At 73.2% G+C, this 17,535-nt stretch carries 17 protein-coding genes; 5 read left to right on the top strand and 12 right to left on the bottom strand.

Translation table 11 applies throughout. The features are described 5' to 3' along the window. The 3 genes from IE182_RS07220 to IE182_RS07210 are packed head-to-tail and all read right to left on the bottom strand — an operon-like array spanning position 1 to position 1,455. Positions 1 to 510: a ribonuclease FAU-1 family protein gene (locus IE182_RS07220; RefSeq protein WP_190108829.1), complete on the bottom strand. Its 510-nt coding sequence runs from the start codon at positions 508 to 510 to the stop codon at positions 1 to 3. Between the two features lie 40 nt (positions 511 to 550). After that, positions 551 to 742 (bottom strand): DUF397 domain-containing protein, encoded by a 192-nt coding sequence (locus IE182_RS07215; RefSeq protein WP_190108828.1) that lies wholly within the window; start codon positions 740 to 742, stop codon positions 551 to 553. After that, positions 739 to 1,455, bottom strand: coding sequence for a DUF5753 domain-containing protein (locus tag IE182_RS07210; protein ID WP_308432083.1), 717 nt, complete (start codon positions 1,453 to 1,455; stop codon positions 739 to 741). The genes IE182_RS07215 and IE182_RS07210 overlap by 4 nt, the downstream gene beginning before the upstream one ends. A gap of 221 nt (positions 1,456 to 1,676) precedes the next feature. On the opposite strand from IE182_RS07210, the gene IE182_RS07205 reads away from it, so the two are divergent. After that, complete coding sequence (locus IE182_RS07205; RefSeq protein ID WP_190108827.1) at positions 1,677 to 1,844, top strand: hypothetical protein; 168 nt, start codon at positions 1,677 to 1,679, stop codon at positions 1,842 to 1,844. Further along, positions 1,841 to 2,035, top strand: coding sequence for a DUF6255 family natural product biosynthesis protein (locus tag IE182_RS32720; RefSeq protein ID WP_373303514.1), 195 nt, complete (start codon positions 1,841 to 1,843; stop codon positions 2,033 to 2,035). Before IE182_RS07205 ends, IE182_RS32720 begins: the two co-directional genes overlap by 4 nt. A gap of 12 nt (positions 2,036 to 2,047) precedes the next feature. On the opposite strand, the gene IE182_RS07200 is transcribed toward IE182_RS32720, so the two are convergent. Continuing rightward, entirely contained in the window at positions 2,048 to 3,031 is a 984-nt protein-coding gene (locus tag IE182_RS07200; RefSeq protein ID WP_190108826.1) for an AraC-like ligand-binding domain-containing protein, read from the bottom strand. A gap of 376 nt (positions 3,032 to 3,407) precedes the next feature. On the opposite strand from IE182_RS07200, the gene IE182_RS07195 reads away from it, so the two are divergent. Then, positions 3,408 to 3,857, top strand: a complete 450-nt coding sequence (locus IE182_RS07195) for a hypothetical protein (protein WP_190108825.1) — start codon at positions 3,408 to 3,410, stop codon at positions 3,855 to 3,857. A gap of 104 nt (positions 3,858 to 3,961) precedes the next feature. Here IE182_RS07195 and IE182_RS07190 read toward each other — a convergent pair whose 3' ends face one another. The 3 genes from IE182_RS07190 to IE182_RS07180 all read right to left on the bottom strand — a co-directional run bounded on the left by IE182_RS07190 (position 3,962) and on the right by IE182_RS07180 (position 9,576). Next, positions 3,962 to 4,873, bottom strand: a complete 912-nt coding sequence (locus IE182_RS07190; RefSeq protein ID WP_190108824.1) for an esterase/lipase family protein — start codon at positions 4,871 to 4,873, stop codon at positions 3,962 to 3,964. A gap of 123 nt (positions 4,874 to 4,996) precedes the next feature. After that, complete coding sequence (locus IE182_RS07185) at positions 4,997 to 6,109, bottom strand: DNA polymerase Y family protein (RefSeq protein WP_190108823.1); 1,113 nt, start codon at positions 6,107 to 6,109, stop codon at positions 4,997 to 4,999. Next, entirely contained in the window at positions 6,106 to 9,576 is a 3,471-nt protein-coding gene (locus IE182_RS07180) for a DNA polymerase III subunit alpha (RefSeq protein ID WP_190108822.1), read from the bottom strand. Before IE182_RS07180 ends, IE182_RS07185 begins: the two co-directional genes overlap by 4 nt. Positions 9,577 to 9,732: 156 nt before the next feature. Here IE182_RS07180 and IE182_RS07175 point away from each other — a divergent pair, with 156 nt between their 5' ends. Further along, positions 9,733 to 10,773 (top strand): DUF3533 domain-containing protein, encoded by a 1,041-nt coding sequence (locus tag IE182_RS07175; RefSeq protein ID WP_190108821.1) that lies wholly within the window; start codon positions 9,733 to 9,735, stop codon positions 10,771 to 10,773. 437 nt (positions 10,774 to 11,210) lie between these two features. After that, positions 11,211 to 11,660: a subtilase-type protease inhibitor gene (locus IE182_RS07170; RefSeq protein WP_190108820.1), complete on the top strand. Its 450-nt coding sequence runs from the start codon at positions 11,211 to 11,213 to the stop codon at positions 11,658 to 11,660. Positions 11,661 to 11,742: 82 nt separating this feature from the next. Here IE182_RS07170 and IE182_RS07165 read toward each other — a convergent pair whose 3' ends face one another. From IE182_RS07165 to IE182_RS07145, 5 genes are all read right to left on the bottom strand, one after another. After that, positions 11,743 to 12,639, bottom strand: a complete 897-nt coding sequence (locus tag IE182_RS07165) for a S1 family peptidase (RefSeq protein ID WP_229844651.1) — start codon at positions 12,637 to 12,639, stop codon at positions 11,743 to 11,745. A 238-nt stretch (positions 12,640 to 12,877) separates the two neighbouring features. Further along, on the bottom strand, positions 12,878 to 13,903 hold the full coding sequence (locus IE182_RS07160) for a slipin family protein (RefSeq protein WP_229844650.1): 1,026 nt from the start codon (positions 13,901 to 13,903) through the stop codon (positions 12,878 to 12,880). Between the two features lie 170 nt (positions 13,904 to 14,073). Then, positions 14,074 to 14,985: a S1 family peptidase gene (locus IE182_RS07155; protein ID WP_190108819.1), complete on the bottom strand. Its 912-nt coding sequence runs from the start codon at positions 14,983 to 14,985 to the stop codon at positions 14,074 to 14,076. A 252-nt stretch (positions 14,986 to 15,237) separates the two neighbouring features. After that, the gene (locus IE182_RS07150) at positions 15,238 to 16,035 is read right to left on the bottom strand and encodes a DUF1684 domain-containing protein (protein WP_190108818.1); all 798 of its coding nucleotides are present in this window, start codon (positions 16,033 to 16,035) and stop codon (positions 15,238 to 15,240) included. A gap of 128 nt (positions 16,036 to 16,163) precedes the next feature. After that, positions 16,164 to 17,198, bottom strand: coding sequence for an LLM class flavin-dependent oxidoreductase (locus IE182_RS07145; protein WP_190108817.1), 1,035 nt, complete (start codon positions 17,196 to 17,198; stop codon positions 16,164 to 16,166). Positions 17,199 to 17,535 lie beyond the last annotated feature (337 nt).

Raw genomic sequence — 17,535 nt, 5'->3', positions numbered from 1 at the left:
TCATGTCCGGGCGAGGAGGTCGCCGAAGCCGTCCGACCGGGCCAGTGCCTCCAGCTCGTCGAGCGCCCGCCACGCCGCGTCCGCCGTCTCCGGCTCCCGCCCGGCCAGCCCGCTCTCGGCGAACTCGTCCTCGTCCAGCCGCAGCACGGTGCGCTGGTCGCCGGACAGCCACAGGTCGAGGTCGAGGTCCTCGGCCTCGATGCCGCCCACTGTGACGCGGGCGGGCCGCGCGACGTCGCAGTACCAGCCCTTGAGCCTCCCGTCGGCGCCCCGCACCTCCTTGACGGCGTACCAGCGGTCGCGCCAGTAGTGCTCGGTGAAGACGTCGCCTTCCTCGAACCGCACGAACCCGAAGTCCTTGTCGGCGGCCCCGGCCCAGGGGGCCCTGACGACGACGTGCGTGCCGTCGTCGGCCAGGACCTCCGCCGGATAGCGGACCTTGGTGCGGCCTGCCTTGAGGAGGGAGACGGTCGTGGTGGTGCCGGGAGTGAGGGCGGGCGCGTCGTTCATGATCGCAGCGTCTCCCGGGCCGCGGCCGGACGCCAGCGATTTACCGGAGGGCCGCGGTGAAGGCCACCCAGGCGGCGGGGGTGAAGGCGAGGGCGGGTCCGGTGGGGTTCTTGCTGTCCCGGACCGGGACGATGCCGGGTATGTTGTCGGCGACTTCGAGGCATTGGCCTTCGTTGCCGCCGCTGTAGCTGGACTTGCGCCACTTCGCGCTGGCTCTATCGGGCCTGTTCATGCTTTCCATTCCTCCATCACCTTACGAATCAGAACGAGCGATGCTTTGGGCGAAAGCGCGTCGGCGCGCAGCCGATCGTAAGTTGCGTTCGCGTCGGCCACGGTCCCCGGTGAGTCGATGACCTGGCCGGAGACCGGGTCCTCCACATAGAGGACGTCGGGTTCCTCGCCGCCGAAGCTCATCACGTTGAAGTCCAGATGAGAGGCCGGCGCCCTCGAACCGAACGGAAGCACCTGCAGGGTGACGTGAGGCGACTGACCCGCATCCAGCAGATGCGCCAGTTGCTCGCACATCACCTCTTCGCTGCCGACCATGCGCCGCAGGCACGACTCGTCGAGAACGACCCACAGGAGCGGGGGACTCTCGCGCTCCATGACGTGCCGACGCTTGAGGCGCCGCTCGACCCTTTCAGCGGTCACTTCCAGATCGTCGCGGGGATGTGCCGCCCGGAATACGGCGTGAGCGTAGTCAGCCGTCTGCAGCATGCCCATGATGAGATTCGTGCTGTAGTCAAGAACGACTGTGGCTCGCTCCTCCAGCCTGACGTACGGCACGAACCACTCGGGATAGCCCCGCTGCGCGACGCGCTGCCGCAACCGCGCGAACGTACCCGGCGTGCCGAAAACCCCGTCGCACGCCTTCGCGAACTCGGGGCTGGCCAGCCGCTCCCCCGCCTCCACCTTGGCCACGTACTGCTGCCCGTACTGCGCCACCTCGCCCAGCTCGCTGACTCAGCCCCTTCTCGGTGCGCCAGACGCGCACCTCCGCGCCGAAGTACGCGGCCCACTCGCCGGCTCGCCCATCTCCCGTTCACCCCAGTCGCGTTGGCGTGGCTCCAGACCTGTTGAGCGTAGGTGCGGAGCGCAACCCTGGAAGCGCAAGCAGTGAACATCGCTCGCGTGAGTGAGCGACCGTCCAACAGAGGTTTGCCTCCATGCCCCATACCCCCGAACAGGTCAGCGAAGCACGCACGCGCAAGCGGTGCGAGGAGTGCCAGCGCATCAAGGGCGAGTACTACGCCGCCTCCCGCACGGGCGACCGCGAACGTGCCGCGTACTGGACGACCGCGATGGGCCTCCACCAACGGGAGGCCCACGCGTGAAGCCGCGCCTCTGCGCCCGCCCCCCGGCGGGCCGGCACCAACGGCACGGCGTCGCGACGTGCGGGGCCTGCGGGGTGCGCCGCTTCCGCGACTACGCGGCCCTGCGGTGGCCCGGCAGGGGCCAGCTGGACGTACCGCCCAGGGCCGGCCCCACGGCAAGGGCCACGGGGCCCCTGCTCCTGAGACCCTGAGCCGGCGACGCATCAGTCACCGTTCAGCGTCTGGTGGCGGTAGTCCTTGGGCGGCATGCCGTACGCGGCGCGGAAGGCCCGGCTGAAGTCGGCGGCGCGCGGAAAGCCCCAGCGGTTGGCTATGGCATGGAGAGGGCTGCTGCGCAGACTCGGGTTCGCGAGGTCGCGGCGGATGTGTTCCAGACGCTCATGCCGGATGCGGGCGCCGACCGTGGTGCCCTCCTCCTGGAAGAGCCGGTGCAGATAACTGGTGGAGATGTGGTGGGCCGCGGCGATCACGGGCGGGCTCAGCTGCGGGTCGTGCAGGTGCTGCTGGATGAACTGCTGGATCCGCAGAACGAGGGTCCGCCGACGCGCCTCGGGCGACAGGGAGTCCTCCGCCTCCAGGGCGCTCGCGAGTACGGCACACAGCATGTCCACCACGACCGTGCCCAGCCGGGGGCCGTCGTCCGGCCGGAAGGATCCGGGGTCCAGTGCGAGCCGGGTGATGAGCTGCGAGAAGAGAGCCCCCATTCCCTCCTGGCCCGGTATGCGCCGACGGCTCAGCCGGTTGATTCCCTCCTCGGGCAGCGGCAGCAGCTTCTTCGGTACCAGCAGGCCCGTCCCGAGGACCTGACCGTGGGGGCGATCACTGGCGATCTCCATGCGGTAGGGGCGTGAGGTGTCCCTGAGTGCGATGTCGTACGCCCCGAAGAAAGCCTCGTGGCCGGGCCGGACGACCCGCATGGTCCCCCGCAGGGGCAGCGACAGGTGGTACAGCTCCGGGTCGGACCGGCGGATGAGTTTCGGGGTCCGGTGCAGGGTCATGGACGGGTGCTCCGTCGTCCACAGACGGACGGGGCCGAGGGCCAGCATGCGCTGGACGGCGGGGAAGTCGGCCCTGTGGTCACTGATGATGTCGGCGGGCGCATAGCTCCGGGAGAGGTGCTCGCGCCAGCAGTCGAACCGCTCCTCCGGGGACAGCCCATCGGTCCGGAACTCTGTGTCCAACAGCATGGTCTGTCCGCCTCCGTGGTCTCTTCCGGCCCGGAGGTATCTAACTCCACAATGCGCTGCCGGTGGACGCATTACCAAGCAGGTGTGGAGTCACAGCTAACGACAGCCCGGTCCGCGCACGTGACACTCAGTTGGATTGACCGGCTGATGCGAGGAGCTGAGTGTGTCCAAGTGGCTGCGGGGGGCTGCCGTAGGAACAACGTTGGCGGCGACATTGACCGCTTGCGGAGGCGGGGGCGACGACGGCGGCGGTGACGGACTCGGCGGCCCGGGGAGTGCGTTCCCCGGCGGAAAGCAGTCCGGGCCCGTCCTGAGCAGTGGGCAGCAAGTGGGGCAGGCGCTGCCCTCGCGGGCCGGCACCTCCGGCGGGTGGCTCATGATGGCACCCGACGTGCTCAGCAGCGCCAAGTCCGCCACCACGTGCCGGGAAGCCGCTGGTACGGCCTGCGCCGGTGTGCTGGCCGTAGGCAAGGCCAAGGGCAGCCGATACCAGGGCGCGAAGACTCTCCAGGTCAAGTTCGGCATCTACGCGTTCGACACCGCGGAGAACGCAAAGGTGGCGATGAAGGCCATCGTGAACTCCATCCACCGGGAGGACGGAAAGGACGCGAAGGTACTGAAGGTGGATGCGGGGGCGGACGAGTCCGATGCCGTCGCCGACAGAATGTCCTCGACCGACTTCTCCGATGTGACCATGCGGGTGGGTGGCGTCGTCGTCCGGGTGCACACCCTCGACGTCACCGACACCGCCGAACTGGAGAGTCTCGCCAAGATGCAGGTCGAGCGGATCAAGAGGGTGGCGGCAGGCAAGAACCCCGACGCCTGACACTGCCCGAAGGCGGACGGACACGCCCCGCCCCATGCCCATGTCCACGAGCCGAGGCAGAGCAGTCACGTGATCGGCGGGACAGGTCCTGGCCAGGACAGGTCCTAGCTCACCATCGACGCGCAGTTCGCCGGAGTGGCGTTGGCCGGGTCGAGGGCGTTGGCGGCCTCGTGGAAGGCGACGCGGTCGATCGTGCCGAGGGTCAGGTGCATCGAGATGTCGACCGGGCAGAGGTCCTGGACCACGACGTTGCGGACGTTCGGGCCGGAGAGGAACTGCGTGCGCCAGGGCGTGACGACCTCGTCGTAGCGGGTCGCGATGACGGTGTAGCGGACGCCGGGGACGGTGTCGCCGCCCTCGTTGAGGCGCTTCATGAAGTCCGAGCCGACGACCTGGTCGGTCAGGCCGGGGGCGGTGCCGTCGATCACGCCCCGGGCGCCGGGGACGACGTCCAGCAGCTTGGCGATCCCGGACAGGGTCGTGCCGTGGTTGTTGGGGGCGATGCCCACCAGGGCGCCCACCTTCGTCGCCCCGCCGTTGAACTTCATGTACTGACGGGGGATCATCCCGCCCTGCGAGTGGCCGACGATGTCGACCTTGTCGGCGCCGGTGGCGGCCAGCACCTTGTCGACGTCGACGGCGAGCTGCTCGGCCGACTTCGCGACCGGCCCGAGGCCGTAGAAGGCGGGGATGCCGGGCAGCTTGCCGTAGTCGAAGGAGAAGACGCAGTAGCCCCGGTCGACCAAGTAGGGGGCGAAGGACCACCAGTTGCTGGTCGCGTTCTCCAGCGTGCCGTGCACGAGGACGACGGGCCGCGGATGGGCGGCGGAGGGCTTGCAGGAGAAGTCGTTCCAGCCACTGCGGACGACGTCCGCGCCGCCGGGGGCCGCTGTCGCGGTCCCCGGAACCGCCACCAGCGCAACGGTCAGGGCCAGGGCGGCCCCGAGGGACTTGATCGGTCTCCGGACCAGACGGCGCAGCACCACAGGACTCCTCGCAGGTGGGGGGGTGGGCATGCCCCGGTAGCACCGGGAACGTGTGTTTCCGGCGCATTAACGGGGCGTTACTTACTTGCGAGTAGATTGATCGGTAACTTTTGCTTTCGTCAAGCAAATTGCGAGAAATCGTAAAGAAATGTTCTAGGCCACGTGCAGCGTCGAGGCCGGCCCCACGGCCGCCATGCCGAAGCGCGCCCGCGCCCGGTCGACGGCGGCCTCCACGCGCCGCGCCTTCTCGTCGGCGGAGTCGAAGGTGAGCTGGTGCGCGGCCCGTTGGGCGTCGCACAGCCCCTCCGCGCGCAGCGCCACGGCCCGGACCCTGGCCCGCTGCAGGGCGAGGGCGGCGTGCAGCGCATAGGCCGCGGCGGTCAGGTCGGGGGTGTGGGCGGTCGGTTCGGCGAAGGTCCTGCTACGGGTGGTGCTGGAGCCGTCGGCGTAGCGGACGGTGAGCTTCAGGCCGCAGGCGGCCTGTCCGCTGCCCCGCAGCCGGGCGCCCAGCCCGTCGGCGAGCGCGAGCAGCGCGCGGCGCCGGTGGTCCGGGTCCAGTTCGTCGCCGCCGAAGCGGTGTTCGGCACCCAGGGAGCGGGCCCGGGTGTCCGGGGTGACGGGCGTGGGGTCGAGGCCGCGCGCCCTCTCGTGGACCCGCAGCCCGGTGGCCGGGCCGAGGATGCGCTGCAGCGCGGGGAGCGGCGCTGCGGCGATCCGGCCGATGCTGTCGAGGCCGTACGAGCACAGGGTGCGGGCCGTGGCGGGCCCCACGCCGTACAGCGCGGCGGCGGGCTTGCGGGCCAGGAACGCGGCGACGTCGTCCGGGCCCGCGCCGAGGGTGCGGACCGCTCCGGGGGCGCCGTCCTGTGCGGCCATCCTGGCGAGCATGGGGTTGGCGGCGATGCCGACCGTACAGTCCACGCCGTACCGGGCGAGCGTGCGGACGCGGAGCAACTCCGCGAGTTCGGCCGGGTCGTGACCGAAGTAGCGCACGGCGCCGCGGACGTCCATGAGCGCGGCGTCGGGGGGCAGCGCCTGGACGACGGGCGTCACCTCGGCGAGCAGCGCGAGCAGGCCGTCGTAGGTCTCCTCGTCGAGGGGGCCCGCGCCGACGGCGGGGTGGAAGTGCACGTACAGGACGGGGGATCCGCCCCCGGACCCCCCGTCCTCAATCGCCGGACGGGCTTGATTGCCGCCCGGAACCGCACGGGAGCCGGTCCCGCCGACGGCCGGCGGAGGGACGGGGGAAAGACGGCGCCCGCTCATCGTCCCGCACTCCCCTGGCTCGCGTGCCACAGCTTGCGCCCCGTGGCCGTGCCCCCGCCCGCGGGCTGCAGGTCCGCCCACGGGTGCATGGCGTAGCCGGTGGGCAGGTGGATGCGCCGGTCCGGGGCGGCGCCGGCAGGAGCCGTGCCTGCCGCCAGGACCTCCGCCACCGCCCCCAGTCCGCCCTCCTCCCGGAGCCTGGCGAGCCGTGCCAGGTCCCACGCCGCCGCGCCCACCACGCTCAGGCTGCGCGGGCCGCGGCGCTGGACCACGCCGCGGACGAGCAGCAGCCAGGAGTGGAAGACCGTGTGCGCGCACGCGGGGTGGCTGTCGTCGAAGAAGGCGCAGTCGACCAGGCCCGTGCCGTCGTCGAGGGTGGTGAAGATGACCCGGCGGCCCGAGCGGACCGGCGGGGTCTGGGTGGCGGCCTTGGCACCGGCGACCAGGACGGTCTCGCCGTGCCGGGCGTCGCGCAGCCGCCGGGCCGGGATCGCGCCCAGCTCCGTCAGGAACGCCCGGTGGTCGGACATCAGATGGCGGGAGGTGTCCATGCCGAGGACCTCCAGCTCGGCGCCGAGCCGCTCGTGTGCGTCCAGGTCGGGCAGGCCGACCGGTTCGGCCGCGGCGCTGTCGATCAGCGTGGGCTGGACGACGCCGTCGGGGTCCCGGCGGCCGTGCAGTTCGGCGATGTGCAGCAGGAGGTCCCGGCGGTTGGCGCCGAAGGCGTCCAGCGCACCGACCCGCGCCAGCCGTTCGGCCACCGGCCTGCCGGGCCGGGCGCGCCGCCACAGGTCCTGGAGCGAGGTGTACGGGCCCTGGAGGCGGCCGGTCACGATGCGCTGCGCCTCGGCCCGGGAGATGCCGTGCACCTCGGAGAGGGCGAGGCGGATGCCCCACACACCACCGGACACCAGTTCGATCGAATAGGCCGTGCCCGACCGGTTCACGTCCAGCGGCAGGATCGGCACCCCGCGCCGCCGGGCGTCCGCGAGCAGCAGCCGCTTGGGGTACATCCCGGGGTCGTGGGTGAGCAGCCCGGTGTAGAAGGCCGCCGGGTGGTGGGCCTTGAGCCAGGCCGACTGGTACGTCGGCACGGCGAAGGCCACGGCGTGCGCCTTGCAGAAGCCGTAGCTGCCGAACGCCTCGACGATCTCCCAGGTGCGGCGGACGACCTCCGGCGCATAGCCGTGCTCCTCCGCCTTCTCCGCGAACCAGGCCCGGACCCGGCCCACCTTGGCCGGGTCGGACAGGGCGCGGCGGGTCTCGTCCGCGAAGCCCCGGTCGCAGCCGGTCATGATCCGCAGGATCTCGATGATCTGCTCGTGGAAGACGACCACGCCGTAGGTCTCCCCCAGCGCCCCGGCGAGGTCGGGGTGCGGGTACCGCACGGGGGCGCGTCCGTGCCGGGCCTCGATGAAGGGCCGGACCATGTCGGCCGCGACCGGGCCCGGCCGGAACAGCGAGATGTCGACGACGAGGTCGTGGAAGGTGGCGGGCTGCAGCCTGCCGATCAGGTCCCGCTGCCCGGGCGACTCGATCTGGAAGCAGCCCAGCGTCTCGGCGGAGCGGATCAGCTCGTACGTCGCCCGGTCGCCCGGCGGCACCTGTGCGGGGTCGTCGAGGTCGAGGCGGCGCCCGGTGGCCCGTTCGATCTCCCCCACCGCGTGCGCCATGGCGGACTGCATCCGCACGCCCAGCACGTCGAGCTTGAGCAGTCCGAGCTCCTCCACGTCGTCCTTGTCGAACTGCGACATGGCGAAGCCCTCGCCGCTGGTGGGCACGACGGGGGTGCGGGCGCGCAGCGAGGCGTCCGAGAGCAGCACCCCGCACGGGTGCATGGCGATGCCGCGCGGCAGGGCGTCCAGCGCCTCGACCAGCCCCCACAGCCGGACGTCGGCGAGGCCGTGGGGCCCGGCGGCGACGCCGCGCAGCTCGGGCAGTTCGGCCAGGGCCGCGCGGGCGTCGCGGGCGCGGATGTGCGGGAACGCCTTGGCGAGCCGGTCCACTTCGGCGGGCTCCATGCCGAGGGCGGCGCCCACGTCCCGCACGGCGTGCCGGACGCGGTAGGTCTCGGGCATGGAGACGGTCGCGACCCGCTCCTCGCCGAAGCGGTCGAAGATCGCGCGGTAGACGTCCAGGCGGCGTGCGGACTCCACGTCGATGTCGATGTCGGGCAGCACCTGCCGCTGCACCGACAGGAAGCGCTCCATCAGCAGGCCGTGCGCGACGGGGTCGGCGTGGGCGATGCCGAGCAGGTGGTTGACCAGCGAGCCGGCGCCGGAGCCCCGGGCGGTGACGCGGATGCCGAGGGCCCGGGCGTCGTCGACGACCTGGGCGACGGTGAGGAAGTACGAGGGGAAGCCGCGCCGTTCGATGGTGTCCAGTTCCTCGTCCAGCCGGTCCCAGTAGCGGCGGTCGCGGTCGTGGCCGCGCAGCACCATCGCCCCGGCGCAACGGGAGCGCAGCACGCGGGCGGCGGTGCGGTGGCCGGCGCCGACCAGACGGGGCTCGGGGAAGTGGACGGAGCCCAGGCCCAGGTGGTCCGCGGGGTCGACGAGGCACTCGGCGGCGGTCTCCTCGGTCGTGGCGAGCAGCCGGCGCGCGGCCCCGCGGCGCAGGCCGGCGGCCTCCGCGACCTCTTCGGCGACGGCGGCCATGGCGGCCGGGTCCTTGAGCCAGCGTTCGCCGTCGTCGAGGGCCTCGGGCCGGCGGGGGTCGATGGGCACCAGCCGGCGGGCGGCGTCGAGGACGTCGGCGACGGGCCCCTGGCCGGGGTCGGCGTAGCGGACGGCGTTGGTCAGGAGGGCCCGTACGCGCTGTTCGGCGGCGAAGCCGGCGGTGCGGGCGGCGAGCCGCAGGGAGCCGGGGCCGGTGCCGGTACGGCCGTGCCGGACGACCTCCAGGCGCAGGCCGTCGCCGAACATCTCGCGCCAGGGCTCCAGCAGCCGCGCGGCCCGGTCGGGGCGTCCGGCGGCGAGCGCGCGGCCGACCTCGGAGTCCGGGCCGAGCAGGACGGTCAGCGGGGCGCGGAGGCCGGCGGCGGCCCGGGCCAGGTCGGAGCGGGTCAGCTCGGGGCGCTCGGCGCCGGCCGCATGGGCGGCGGAGACCAGCCCGCACAGCGCGGCCCAGCCGGCCGCGCCGTCGCGGGCGAGGAAGACGGTGCGGGGTGCCGACTCGTCGACGAAGGCCCCGCCGCGCACCGGGGCGCGACGGCGCGTCGTGGGCCCGGGGGCCGGCAGCGGCTCCCGGACGGCCAGGTCCACGCCGAACAGCGGCCGCACCCCGGCCCCGGCGGCGGCCCGGGCGAAGCGGACGGCGCCGGCGAGGCCGTCGCGGTCGGTGAGGGCGAGGGCGTCCATGCCGCGCTCGGCGGCCCGCTCGGCCAGGCGCTCGGGGTGCGTGGCCCCGTAGCGCATCGAGAAGCCCGAGGCGGTGTGCAGGTGTGTGAAGGCCGGACGTCCCGCCATTGCACCTCCTGCCGCTCGCTCCCCCCTGGCCGAAATCCGCCCCTCCTTCTCCACCATAAACCACTTCTCGAACGTCCGTACGAATAGATGTGCGACGACCACCCGGACGGCCCCCACCACCTGCGCCGCCCCACCGGACCCCGCAGGCTGGCGCACATGGCCCACTCCCCCCGCGACGGCACCGGCTTCCTCCAGGAGGTGCGGGACGGGGTGACGGGCCGGGCCGCCCTGCTGGTGACCGGCGTACTCGTGCTGCAGCTCGCGTTCATCGCCTCCTACATCGGCGCCTTCCACAGCCCGAAGCCCCGGGACGTCCCGCTCGGCGTGGTGGCCCCGCGGGAGATCGCGGGCCAGCTGGTGGACCAGCTGGCCGCCCTGCCCGGCGATCCCCTGGACCCGCGCGCGGTCGGCGACGAGGCGGCGGCGCTGCGGCGGATCCACGAGCGCGACCTCGACGCGGCCCTGATCGTCGACGCGCGCGGCACCACCGACACCCTGCTGGTCGCCGGCGGCTCCGGCGCCTCGCTCGCCCAGGCCACCGAGGCGGTCGTCGCCCGCGCCGAACGGGCACAGCAGCGCACCCTGAAGACCATCGACGTGGTCCCGGCGGCCGCCGGCGACTCCCGTGGACTCAGCTCGTTCTACCTGGTCGTGGGCTGGTGCGTGGGCGGCTACCTGTGCGCCGCGATCCTCGCCATCAGCGCGGGCGCCCGCCCCGCGAACACGCACCGGGCCCTGATCCGGCTCGCCGCACTCGCCCTGTACGCCGTCGGCTCGGGACTGCTCGGCGCGGTCGTCGCAGGCCCCGTCCTGGGCGCACTGCCGGGCAGCATCGCCGGCCTGTGGGGCCTGGGCGCACTGGTGGTGTTCGCCGTCGGCGCCCTGACCCTGGCCCTCCAGGGACTCGCGGGCGTCGTCGGCATCGGGCTCGCGATCGCGATCGTGGTGGTGCTGGGCAACCCCAGCGCGGGCGGCGCCTACCCCTACCCCCTGCTGCCGCCCTTCTGGGGCACCATCGGCCCGTTCCTGCCGCCGGGCGCGGGCACCTGGTCCGCCCGGTCCCTCGCCTACTTCCGCGGCAACGCCCTCACCTGCCCCCTGCTGGTGCTGTCCGCCTGGGCCACGGCGGGCACGGCGGCGACGCTCGCGAGCGCCGCGCTCAGGGGCCGGAAGGGGCAGACCGAACGGTCGGTCTGAGCACTCTTCGGCCATTGCTGCGACGACCCGCCCTGGAGGCGGACGCGGTCCGGCCCCGGACCGGACCGCTTTTCGGCCGGGACGGAGGGATACTCCACATCACCCCAGGATCCCTTGGATTCAATGATCAACGCGCCATCGGATCAAGCTTCTTCGGCCACACCTGATGTTTCATCAATGATTTCAAGGCATCATCGCTGGTCAACACTCCTGAAACATTAATTCCCCCCTTTCCCCCACAAGTCGGGCAGCGTCGCGGGCCCTCTGTTTCCCCGGAGTTCCCCGGAGGATCTCCCGCCCATCGAATCCGGCCAGAACCAAGCGCTACTGAGGGTTTTCATGCGACGACTGAAAGTGTTCGATCGGGGTGCGTTCATGCCCGAGTTGGGCCAGACTGCCGTCCGTTATCAGCACCGACGAACAAGGGAGTGTTCGGAATGCGGTACATCACTGGGGGGTTCGCGCTGGGTGCCACGCTGGCACTGGGCGGCCTGGTAGCGGCCGGGACGTCGGCGACCGCCGCGCCCACACCCGCACCCGCGGCACAGACGCAGAGTCTGTACGCGCCCTCGGCCCTCGTGCTGACGATCGGTCAGGGCGACTCGGCGGCGGCCGCGGGCATCCAGCGCGCGGTAACGCTCACCTGCATGCCCAAGGCCGACGGCACCCACCCGAACACGCGGGGCGCCTGCGCCCAGCTGCGCCTGGCCGGCGGCGACTTCGAGAAGGTCACCAAGATCAAGGAGGGTACGGCCTGCACGCGCGAGTGGAACCCCTCCGTCGTCACCGCCGAGGGCGTGTGGGAAGGCCGCCGGGTGAGCTTCGAGCGCACCTTCGCCAACCCGTGTGAGCTCAAGGCGGGCAAGGGCACGGTCTTCGAGTTCTGACCGGCCCGCCCGGCAACGGGCACGAGGCGGCCCCCGGACACCGTGGAGGTGTGTCCGGGGGCCGCCGGTTCATGAGGGGGCGTCAGCCGAGCGCCGCCCCGTACGCCGTGAGGGCCTCGCCCACCGGCTGATAGTAGGTTTCCCCGCCCAGCACACAATTACCACTGCCACCCGAGGTGATTCCCAGCGCCTTGTCACCGGCGAAGAGGGGACCGCCGCTGTCCCCGGGCTCGGCGCAGACGTCGGTCTTGATCAGCCCGGTCACCTGGCCCTCCTGGTAGTTGACCGTGGCGTTCAGACCGGTGACACGGCCGCTGCGGACCCCGGTGGTGGAGCCGCTGCGCTGGACGCCCTCGCCCAGGACCGCGTTCCGGAACCCGGTGATGGCCTGCGCACCGCCGTTGCGCAGGGTCACCGCGCCGGGGTGTGCGACCGACGGGTCGGTGTACTCCGCGATGGCGTAGTCGTGGCCGGGGAAGCCGGCCGCGGCCGTGCGGGCGACCACCCGTCCGCCCTTGGTCTCGGACCAGTCGGTGACGGCGTTGCCGCAGTGTCCGGCCGTCAGGAAGGCGGGCCGTCCGGCCCTGACGACGTTGAACCCGAGCGAACAGCGCGCGGTCGGGCCCCAGACGGCGTCGCCGCCGGCGATGAGCCGGGTGAGCCGGGCGGAGATCCTGTGCACCTCCACCGCCTCGCCGAGAGCGGAGGTGACCGCGGTGAGGCGCGCGAGCTTCGCGCCGGTGACCGTGCTGTCGGCGGTGACGACGACCCGTCCGGCTCTGGGGTCCTCCACCCATGCGGTGCCGGGAATGGCGGCGTGCTCGTTCAGCACCCGCTGGACCACGTCGAGGCGGACGTACGAGGGGCGCAGCCGCCCGGGCAGCGCCTGGGCCTGCTGCGGGGCCAGGGTCACCGCGGTGAGCGCAGCGAGCGCCGCCCCGGCCAGGACGGCGCGAACGGACCTCCAACGGATCTTCAACTCGGCACCTCCAGTGGGGGGTTGGGCCCGGCCACGTACCCGGGCCCGGAGGACGAACGACACAGCCGCACCCCCCGATGGAGGTCGCGTCCATGCCAAGTTGGTCCGTCGAGTGTGCCGATCCGCGGAGGGAGTGCACAAGGGCGACTTCCAGTCGCGCGCATGCCCATGCATGCGCCCCCTCGCGCGCGAAGCGCCGGCTTCTGCGCGAGGGGGCGGTCAGAGGGGCGGAACGGGCCTACGTGCGGCCGGTGTCAGCGGCGCCCGGTTCCTCGTCCGGAGGCGCTTCCTCCTTCGGCGGCACCATCCCGTCCAGGGGCAGCTCCCCGAGCGGGGGCAGCGCCCTGTCCAGGGGCAGTTCCTCGACCGGGGGCGGCGTCATGCCCAGGGGAAGCTCCTCGACCGGGGACGACGCCCCGTCCAAGGGGACCTCCTCGACCGGGGGCGGCGCGCCCGCGCGGTCCGCGGCCGGGCCCGGGGTCTGCGGGGGCTGCGGGCCTTCCGGATGCCCGGCCCGTTCCAGGAACCGCAGCAGCTCCACGGGGAAGGGCAGCACCAGCGTGGAGTTCTTCTCGGCGGCGACGGCGACGATCGTCTGCAGCAGCCTCAGCTGCAGCGCCGACGGCTGGTGCGACATCGTCTGCGCGGCCTCCGCCAGCTTCTTCGACGCCAGCAGCTCCGCGTCCGCGTTGATGACGCGTGCCCGCCGCTCCCGCTCGGCCTCCGCCTGCCGCGACATGGACCGCTTCATGGTCTCCGGCAGCGAGACGTCCTTGATCTCCACCCGGTCGATGTGCACGCCCCAGCCCACGGCCGGGCTGTCGAGCATCAGCTCCAGTCCCTGGTTGAGCTTCTCCCGGTTGGAGAGCAGATCGTCGAGGTCGCTCTTGCCGATGATCGAGCGCAGCGAGGTCTGGGCCATCTGCGAGACCGCGAAGCGGTAGTCCTCGACCTGGATGACGGCCTCGGCCGGGTCGACGACCTTGAAGTAGACGACCGCGTCCACCCGCACGGTCACGTTGTCCCGGGTGATGCCCTCCTGGGCGGGCACGGGCATGGTGACGATCTGCATGTTCACCTTGCGCAGCCGGTCGACGCCCGGGACGATCAGCGTGAAGCCCGGCTGGCGGATCTCGGAGCGCAGCCGGCCCAGCCGCAGCACCACTCCGCGTTCGTACTGCTTGACCACCCGGGCCGCCGCCGCCACGTACACCACGGCTGCCGATCCGGCCGCCACCGCCGCCACCACGAGATCCTCGACCATCACGGCCCCCTGCCGTCGCACGTCGGGCGATATGTCCACGGTATGCCCGGGCCGGAGCGTGGTCGAGCCCCCGGCCCGCAAGGGGCCGGGGGCCTTGTGCTGCTGGCCGCAGGCGTGGGGAAGGGCGGAGCGCGCTCGCGGTCAGACGCCGGGTCCGGTCACGCAGGGGGTCAGAAGATGCTCACCCCGTAAGCGCTGAGCGCCGCGGTGACCGGCTGGAAGAAGGTCGTGCCGCCGGAGCGGCAGTTGCCGCTGCCGCCGGAGGTGAGGCCGAGGGCGGTGGAGCCGGCGAAGAGGGCGCCGCCGCTGTCGCCGGGCTCGGCGCACACGTTGGTCTTGATCAGGCCGCGCACGATCTGGCCGTTGCCGTAGTTGACGGTGGCGTTCAGGCCGGTGACCTTGCCGCCGTGCACCTTGGTCGTGGAGCCGCTGCGCTGGACGTTCTGCCCGACGCTCGCGTTGCCGGCGCCGGTGATGCGCTGGGAGCGGCCGTTGTAGAGGTCGACCTCGCTGGGGTGGGCGATCGAGCCGTTGGTGTACTGCACGATGCCGTAGTCGTTGCCGGGGAAGCTGGTCCCGGTGGTGGGGCCGATGCTCGTGGTGTGCGCGGAGTTGGCGTAGTAGGCCGGCTTGCCCTCGGTGCAGTGCCCGGCGGTCAGGAAGTAATAGGTGTTGCCCTTGCGTACGTTGAACCCCAGCGAGCAGCGCCAGCTCGGCGCGTAGACGGCGTCGCCGCCGGCCAGGAGCGGACGGAAGGTGCCGGGGGTGCGCTCGACGCGTATGGCGTCGGCGGCGGGTCCGGCCTCGCGTCTGATCCTCGCCAGGGCGTCGTCGGAGACGGTCGAGTCGGCGGTCACCACCACGGTGCGGGTGGCCTTGTCCAGGGACCAGGCCGTGCCGGCGACGTCGGCCGACTCCACGGCCGCGCTCGCGGCGGACAGCTGCGCGGCCGAGGGGGCGGCCGCCGGGTCGGCGTGGGCGGTGGTGGCGGCCAGGGCGGAGACGGTGACGAGGCCGGAGACCACGGCGGCCACCGTGGCTCGCCGGGTGCCGGTGCGGGGGGTGGTGCGCTTGATCCTCACGTGGTTCCTCCCGAGTGGGGTCGGGGGCCCGCCGGGTGCGCGGACCCGTGAGGCGCAGCGAAAGGGGCACACCGGATTCCGTTTTCGCCGTGCCCCTGACAAGCGCTGTTCGGGAGTATTCGGGCCCGGCACCACACGGCGCAAGAGCACCTTTCGGACGCGCCCCCGGCGCACGCCGAACGGCCCCGGCGGCTCGTCGGCCGCCGGGGCTCTTCGCCGGGGGGACGCTCCCCGGTCCGCCGCTTCGACGCCTCAGCGCTGCAGGAGGTTCCGCTCCCCCGCCGGCACCTCGACCGGCAGCCTGTTGCCGGGCGGCGGGAAGGGACAGATGAAGTGGTCGGCGAAGGCGCACGGCGGCAGCACCGCGCGGTTGAAGTCCACGGTCACCGTGCCGTCGGGCGCGGGCGGCGGGGGCTTGAGGAAGCGGAAGCGGTAACTGGAGCGGCCGCTGGTGCCGTCGGCGAAGACGGCCCACATCGAGCCGTCGGCCTCCGCCGAGACCTGCAGCGTGTACTCGTCGCCGCCGACGCCGAAAGCCAGTTCGCCGGCGAGGTCCAGGCCCCGCTCACGACCGTCGGCGTTCTCCACCGCGATCGTGCGCTCGCGCTCGTAGGGGCGGAACAGCCCCTCCAGCACCCAGCGGTCGTCGTGGTCGAAGACGTCGATCCCGGCGAACGCCCGGCGCCCGGCGGAGTCCGGGTCGAAGACGCGCACCGCCCACTGTCCCTCGCGGCGCATGACCAGCAGCTTCCGCCCGCCGTGGGCGACCCGGGCGGCGGCCGGCCCGCTGTCGGGGCCGAGCAGCACCTCGCCCTCGCACGGGCGCCCGTCCACCGTCAGTCCGTCTCCCGGGCCGGCGCTCAGCCGTACGCCCCCGGGCTCCTGCGTCCAGCGGCCGGGCACGGCGGGATTGGCCGGAAGTGTTCCGCCCGGGCCATCGGCGAGCCAGTACGTACCCGTCAGCGCGAGCGGCCCGTAGGGCGCCGAGACCGCCTCGTGACGCTGCTCGCGCCACGCCTTCCACCGCTGTTGCGCCTCACTTGTGCTCATGCCGGTCAACCCTTCCACACCGGCAGCGGCAGCCCCCGGTGTTCGCGGAGCGTCGCCCCGTGTACTCCGTGCGGAACGCGCCACGCTCCTGCGGCCCGCAGGGGTACGGGGCCGGCGGGCCCGCGCGGTCATGCGGTCCCCTCGGCGGGCGTGCGGCGACCGGCCGGGCGGGGCAGGCACAGGTGCTCGCGCAGGGTGGCGCCCGGGTAGAAGTTGCGCAGCAGCCCGCGGTGCTGCAGGACGGGCACGGTGCCGTCGACGAGCAGGGCCAGGTCGCGGTCGGGGTCGGCGGGCCGGAAGTGGACGCCGTCGGCCACGCCGTCCGCGTACCAGCCGGCAACGAGGTCGGCGAGGGCGACGGCATCGGCGGCCGTGTACAGCGCGACGGGCAGGGAGGCGAGGAGGACGAGCCGGCCGGCGGGGGCACCGACGTCGCGGCCGTGGGCGAGGGCGCGGCGCCGCAGGTCCGCGCGGGCGGCACGTAACGCCCGGACGGCGCGGGGGTCGTGGGCCCCGGTGCGTACGTAGGCGACGTCGGCGTGACGGGCGGCGGTCTCCCGGGGCCACCGGGCGGTGGCGTCGACGGCGACCACGGGACGGCCCTGCGGGGACCGGGGCACGACGGCGGGGCCGCGCACACCGCAGCCGGTCCCCTCGACGTCGACGCGGTGCGGCGCGTCGCGGTCGACGAAGCGGTGGGAGGCCGCGCCGCGGATCCCTGCGCCGTCCTCCCGGCCGTCCCACAGCCGGGCGACGCCCTCGGCGACCGCCCCCGCCTCCCGCCATGCGGCGGCTGCCTTCGCCTCCCGCTGTGCGGCGTCGGCGGCCGGCACCGCGGCGGTCCAGCCGGCGCGGCCCCGGCTCACCCGGTCGAGGGCGGCCAGGGCGGAGGAGACGTGGAAGGGGCCGGTGTGGGTGGTGGTGACGGTGGGCACCAGGCCGATCCGCTCGGTGGCGGGCGCGACGCGGGCGAGGACCGCGAGCGCGTCGGGTCGCCCCCGTCCGCCGCCGGGCGGACCGAAGGAACCGCCGAGCGTGACGAAGTCGAGGCACCCGCGCTCGGCGAGCCGGGCGGCCTCGGCATACGGCTCGGCCGCGTACGTGCCGGGCCGGTCGAGGGCGACGGCCAGGTGCAGGGGCCGGGTGGGTTCGTGCGCGGGCATGCGAAGGCTCCGTGGATGCAGGGATCGGACACGGGACGTACCGCCTTCGCCCGGCCGCGCCCCTCAGCACAGCCGGAGCCCGAGGCTATGCCGGGGCCACGGCCCACTGTCAACCCTGCTCCTTGGGATGTCCGCATGACGGGCGTTGCGTCTCATGGGAGTTGACGGGGGAAACGGATGGCTGCTCCACTTGTTCCATGCATTCCGGGCAGCGGCTGGTCACCCGCGACCACATCGACTTCGGCCGGGTGTGGTCCGCCTCCTGTACGGGCTGACCCCGCCCCGTCGCCGGCCGCGCACGAGCGCGCGCCCGGCCCCGCTGCCTTCACTCCCGCGG

This window comes from Streptomyces cinnamoneus, assembly GCF_014650495.1.
In the GTDB taxonomy this organism is placed as follows: Bacteria; Actinomycetota; Actinomycetes; order Streptomycetales; family Streptomycetaceae; genus Streptomyces; species Streptomyces cinnamoneus.
This window is presented reverse-complemented; position numbering and strand designations above follow the sequence as displayed.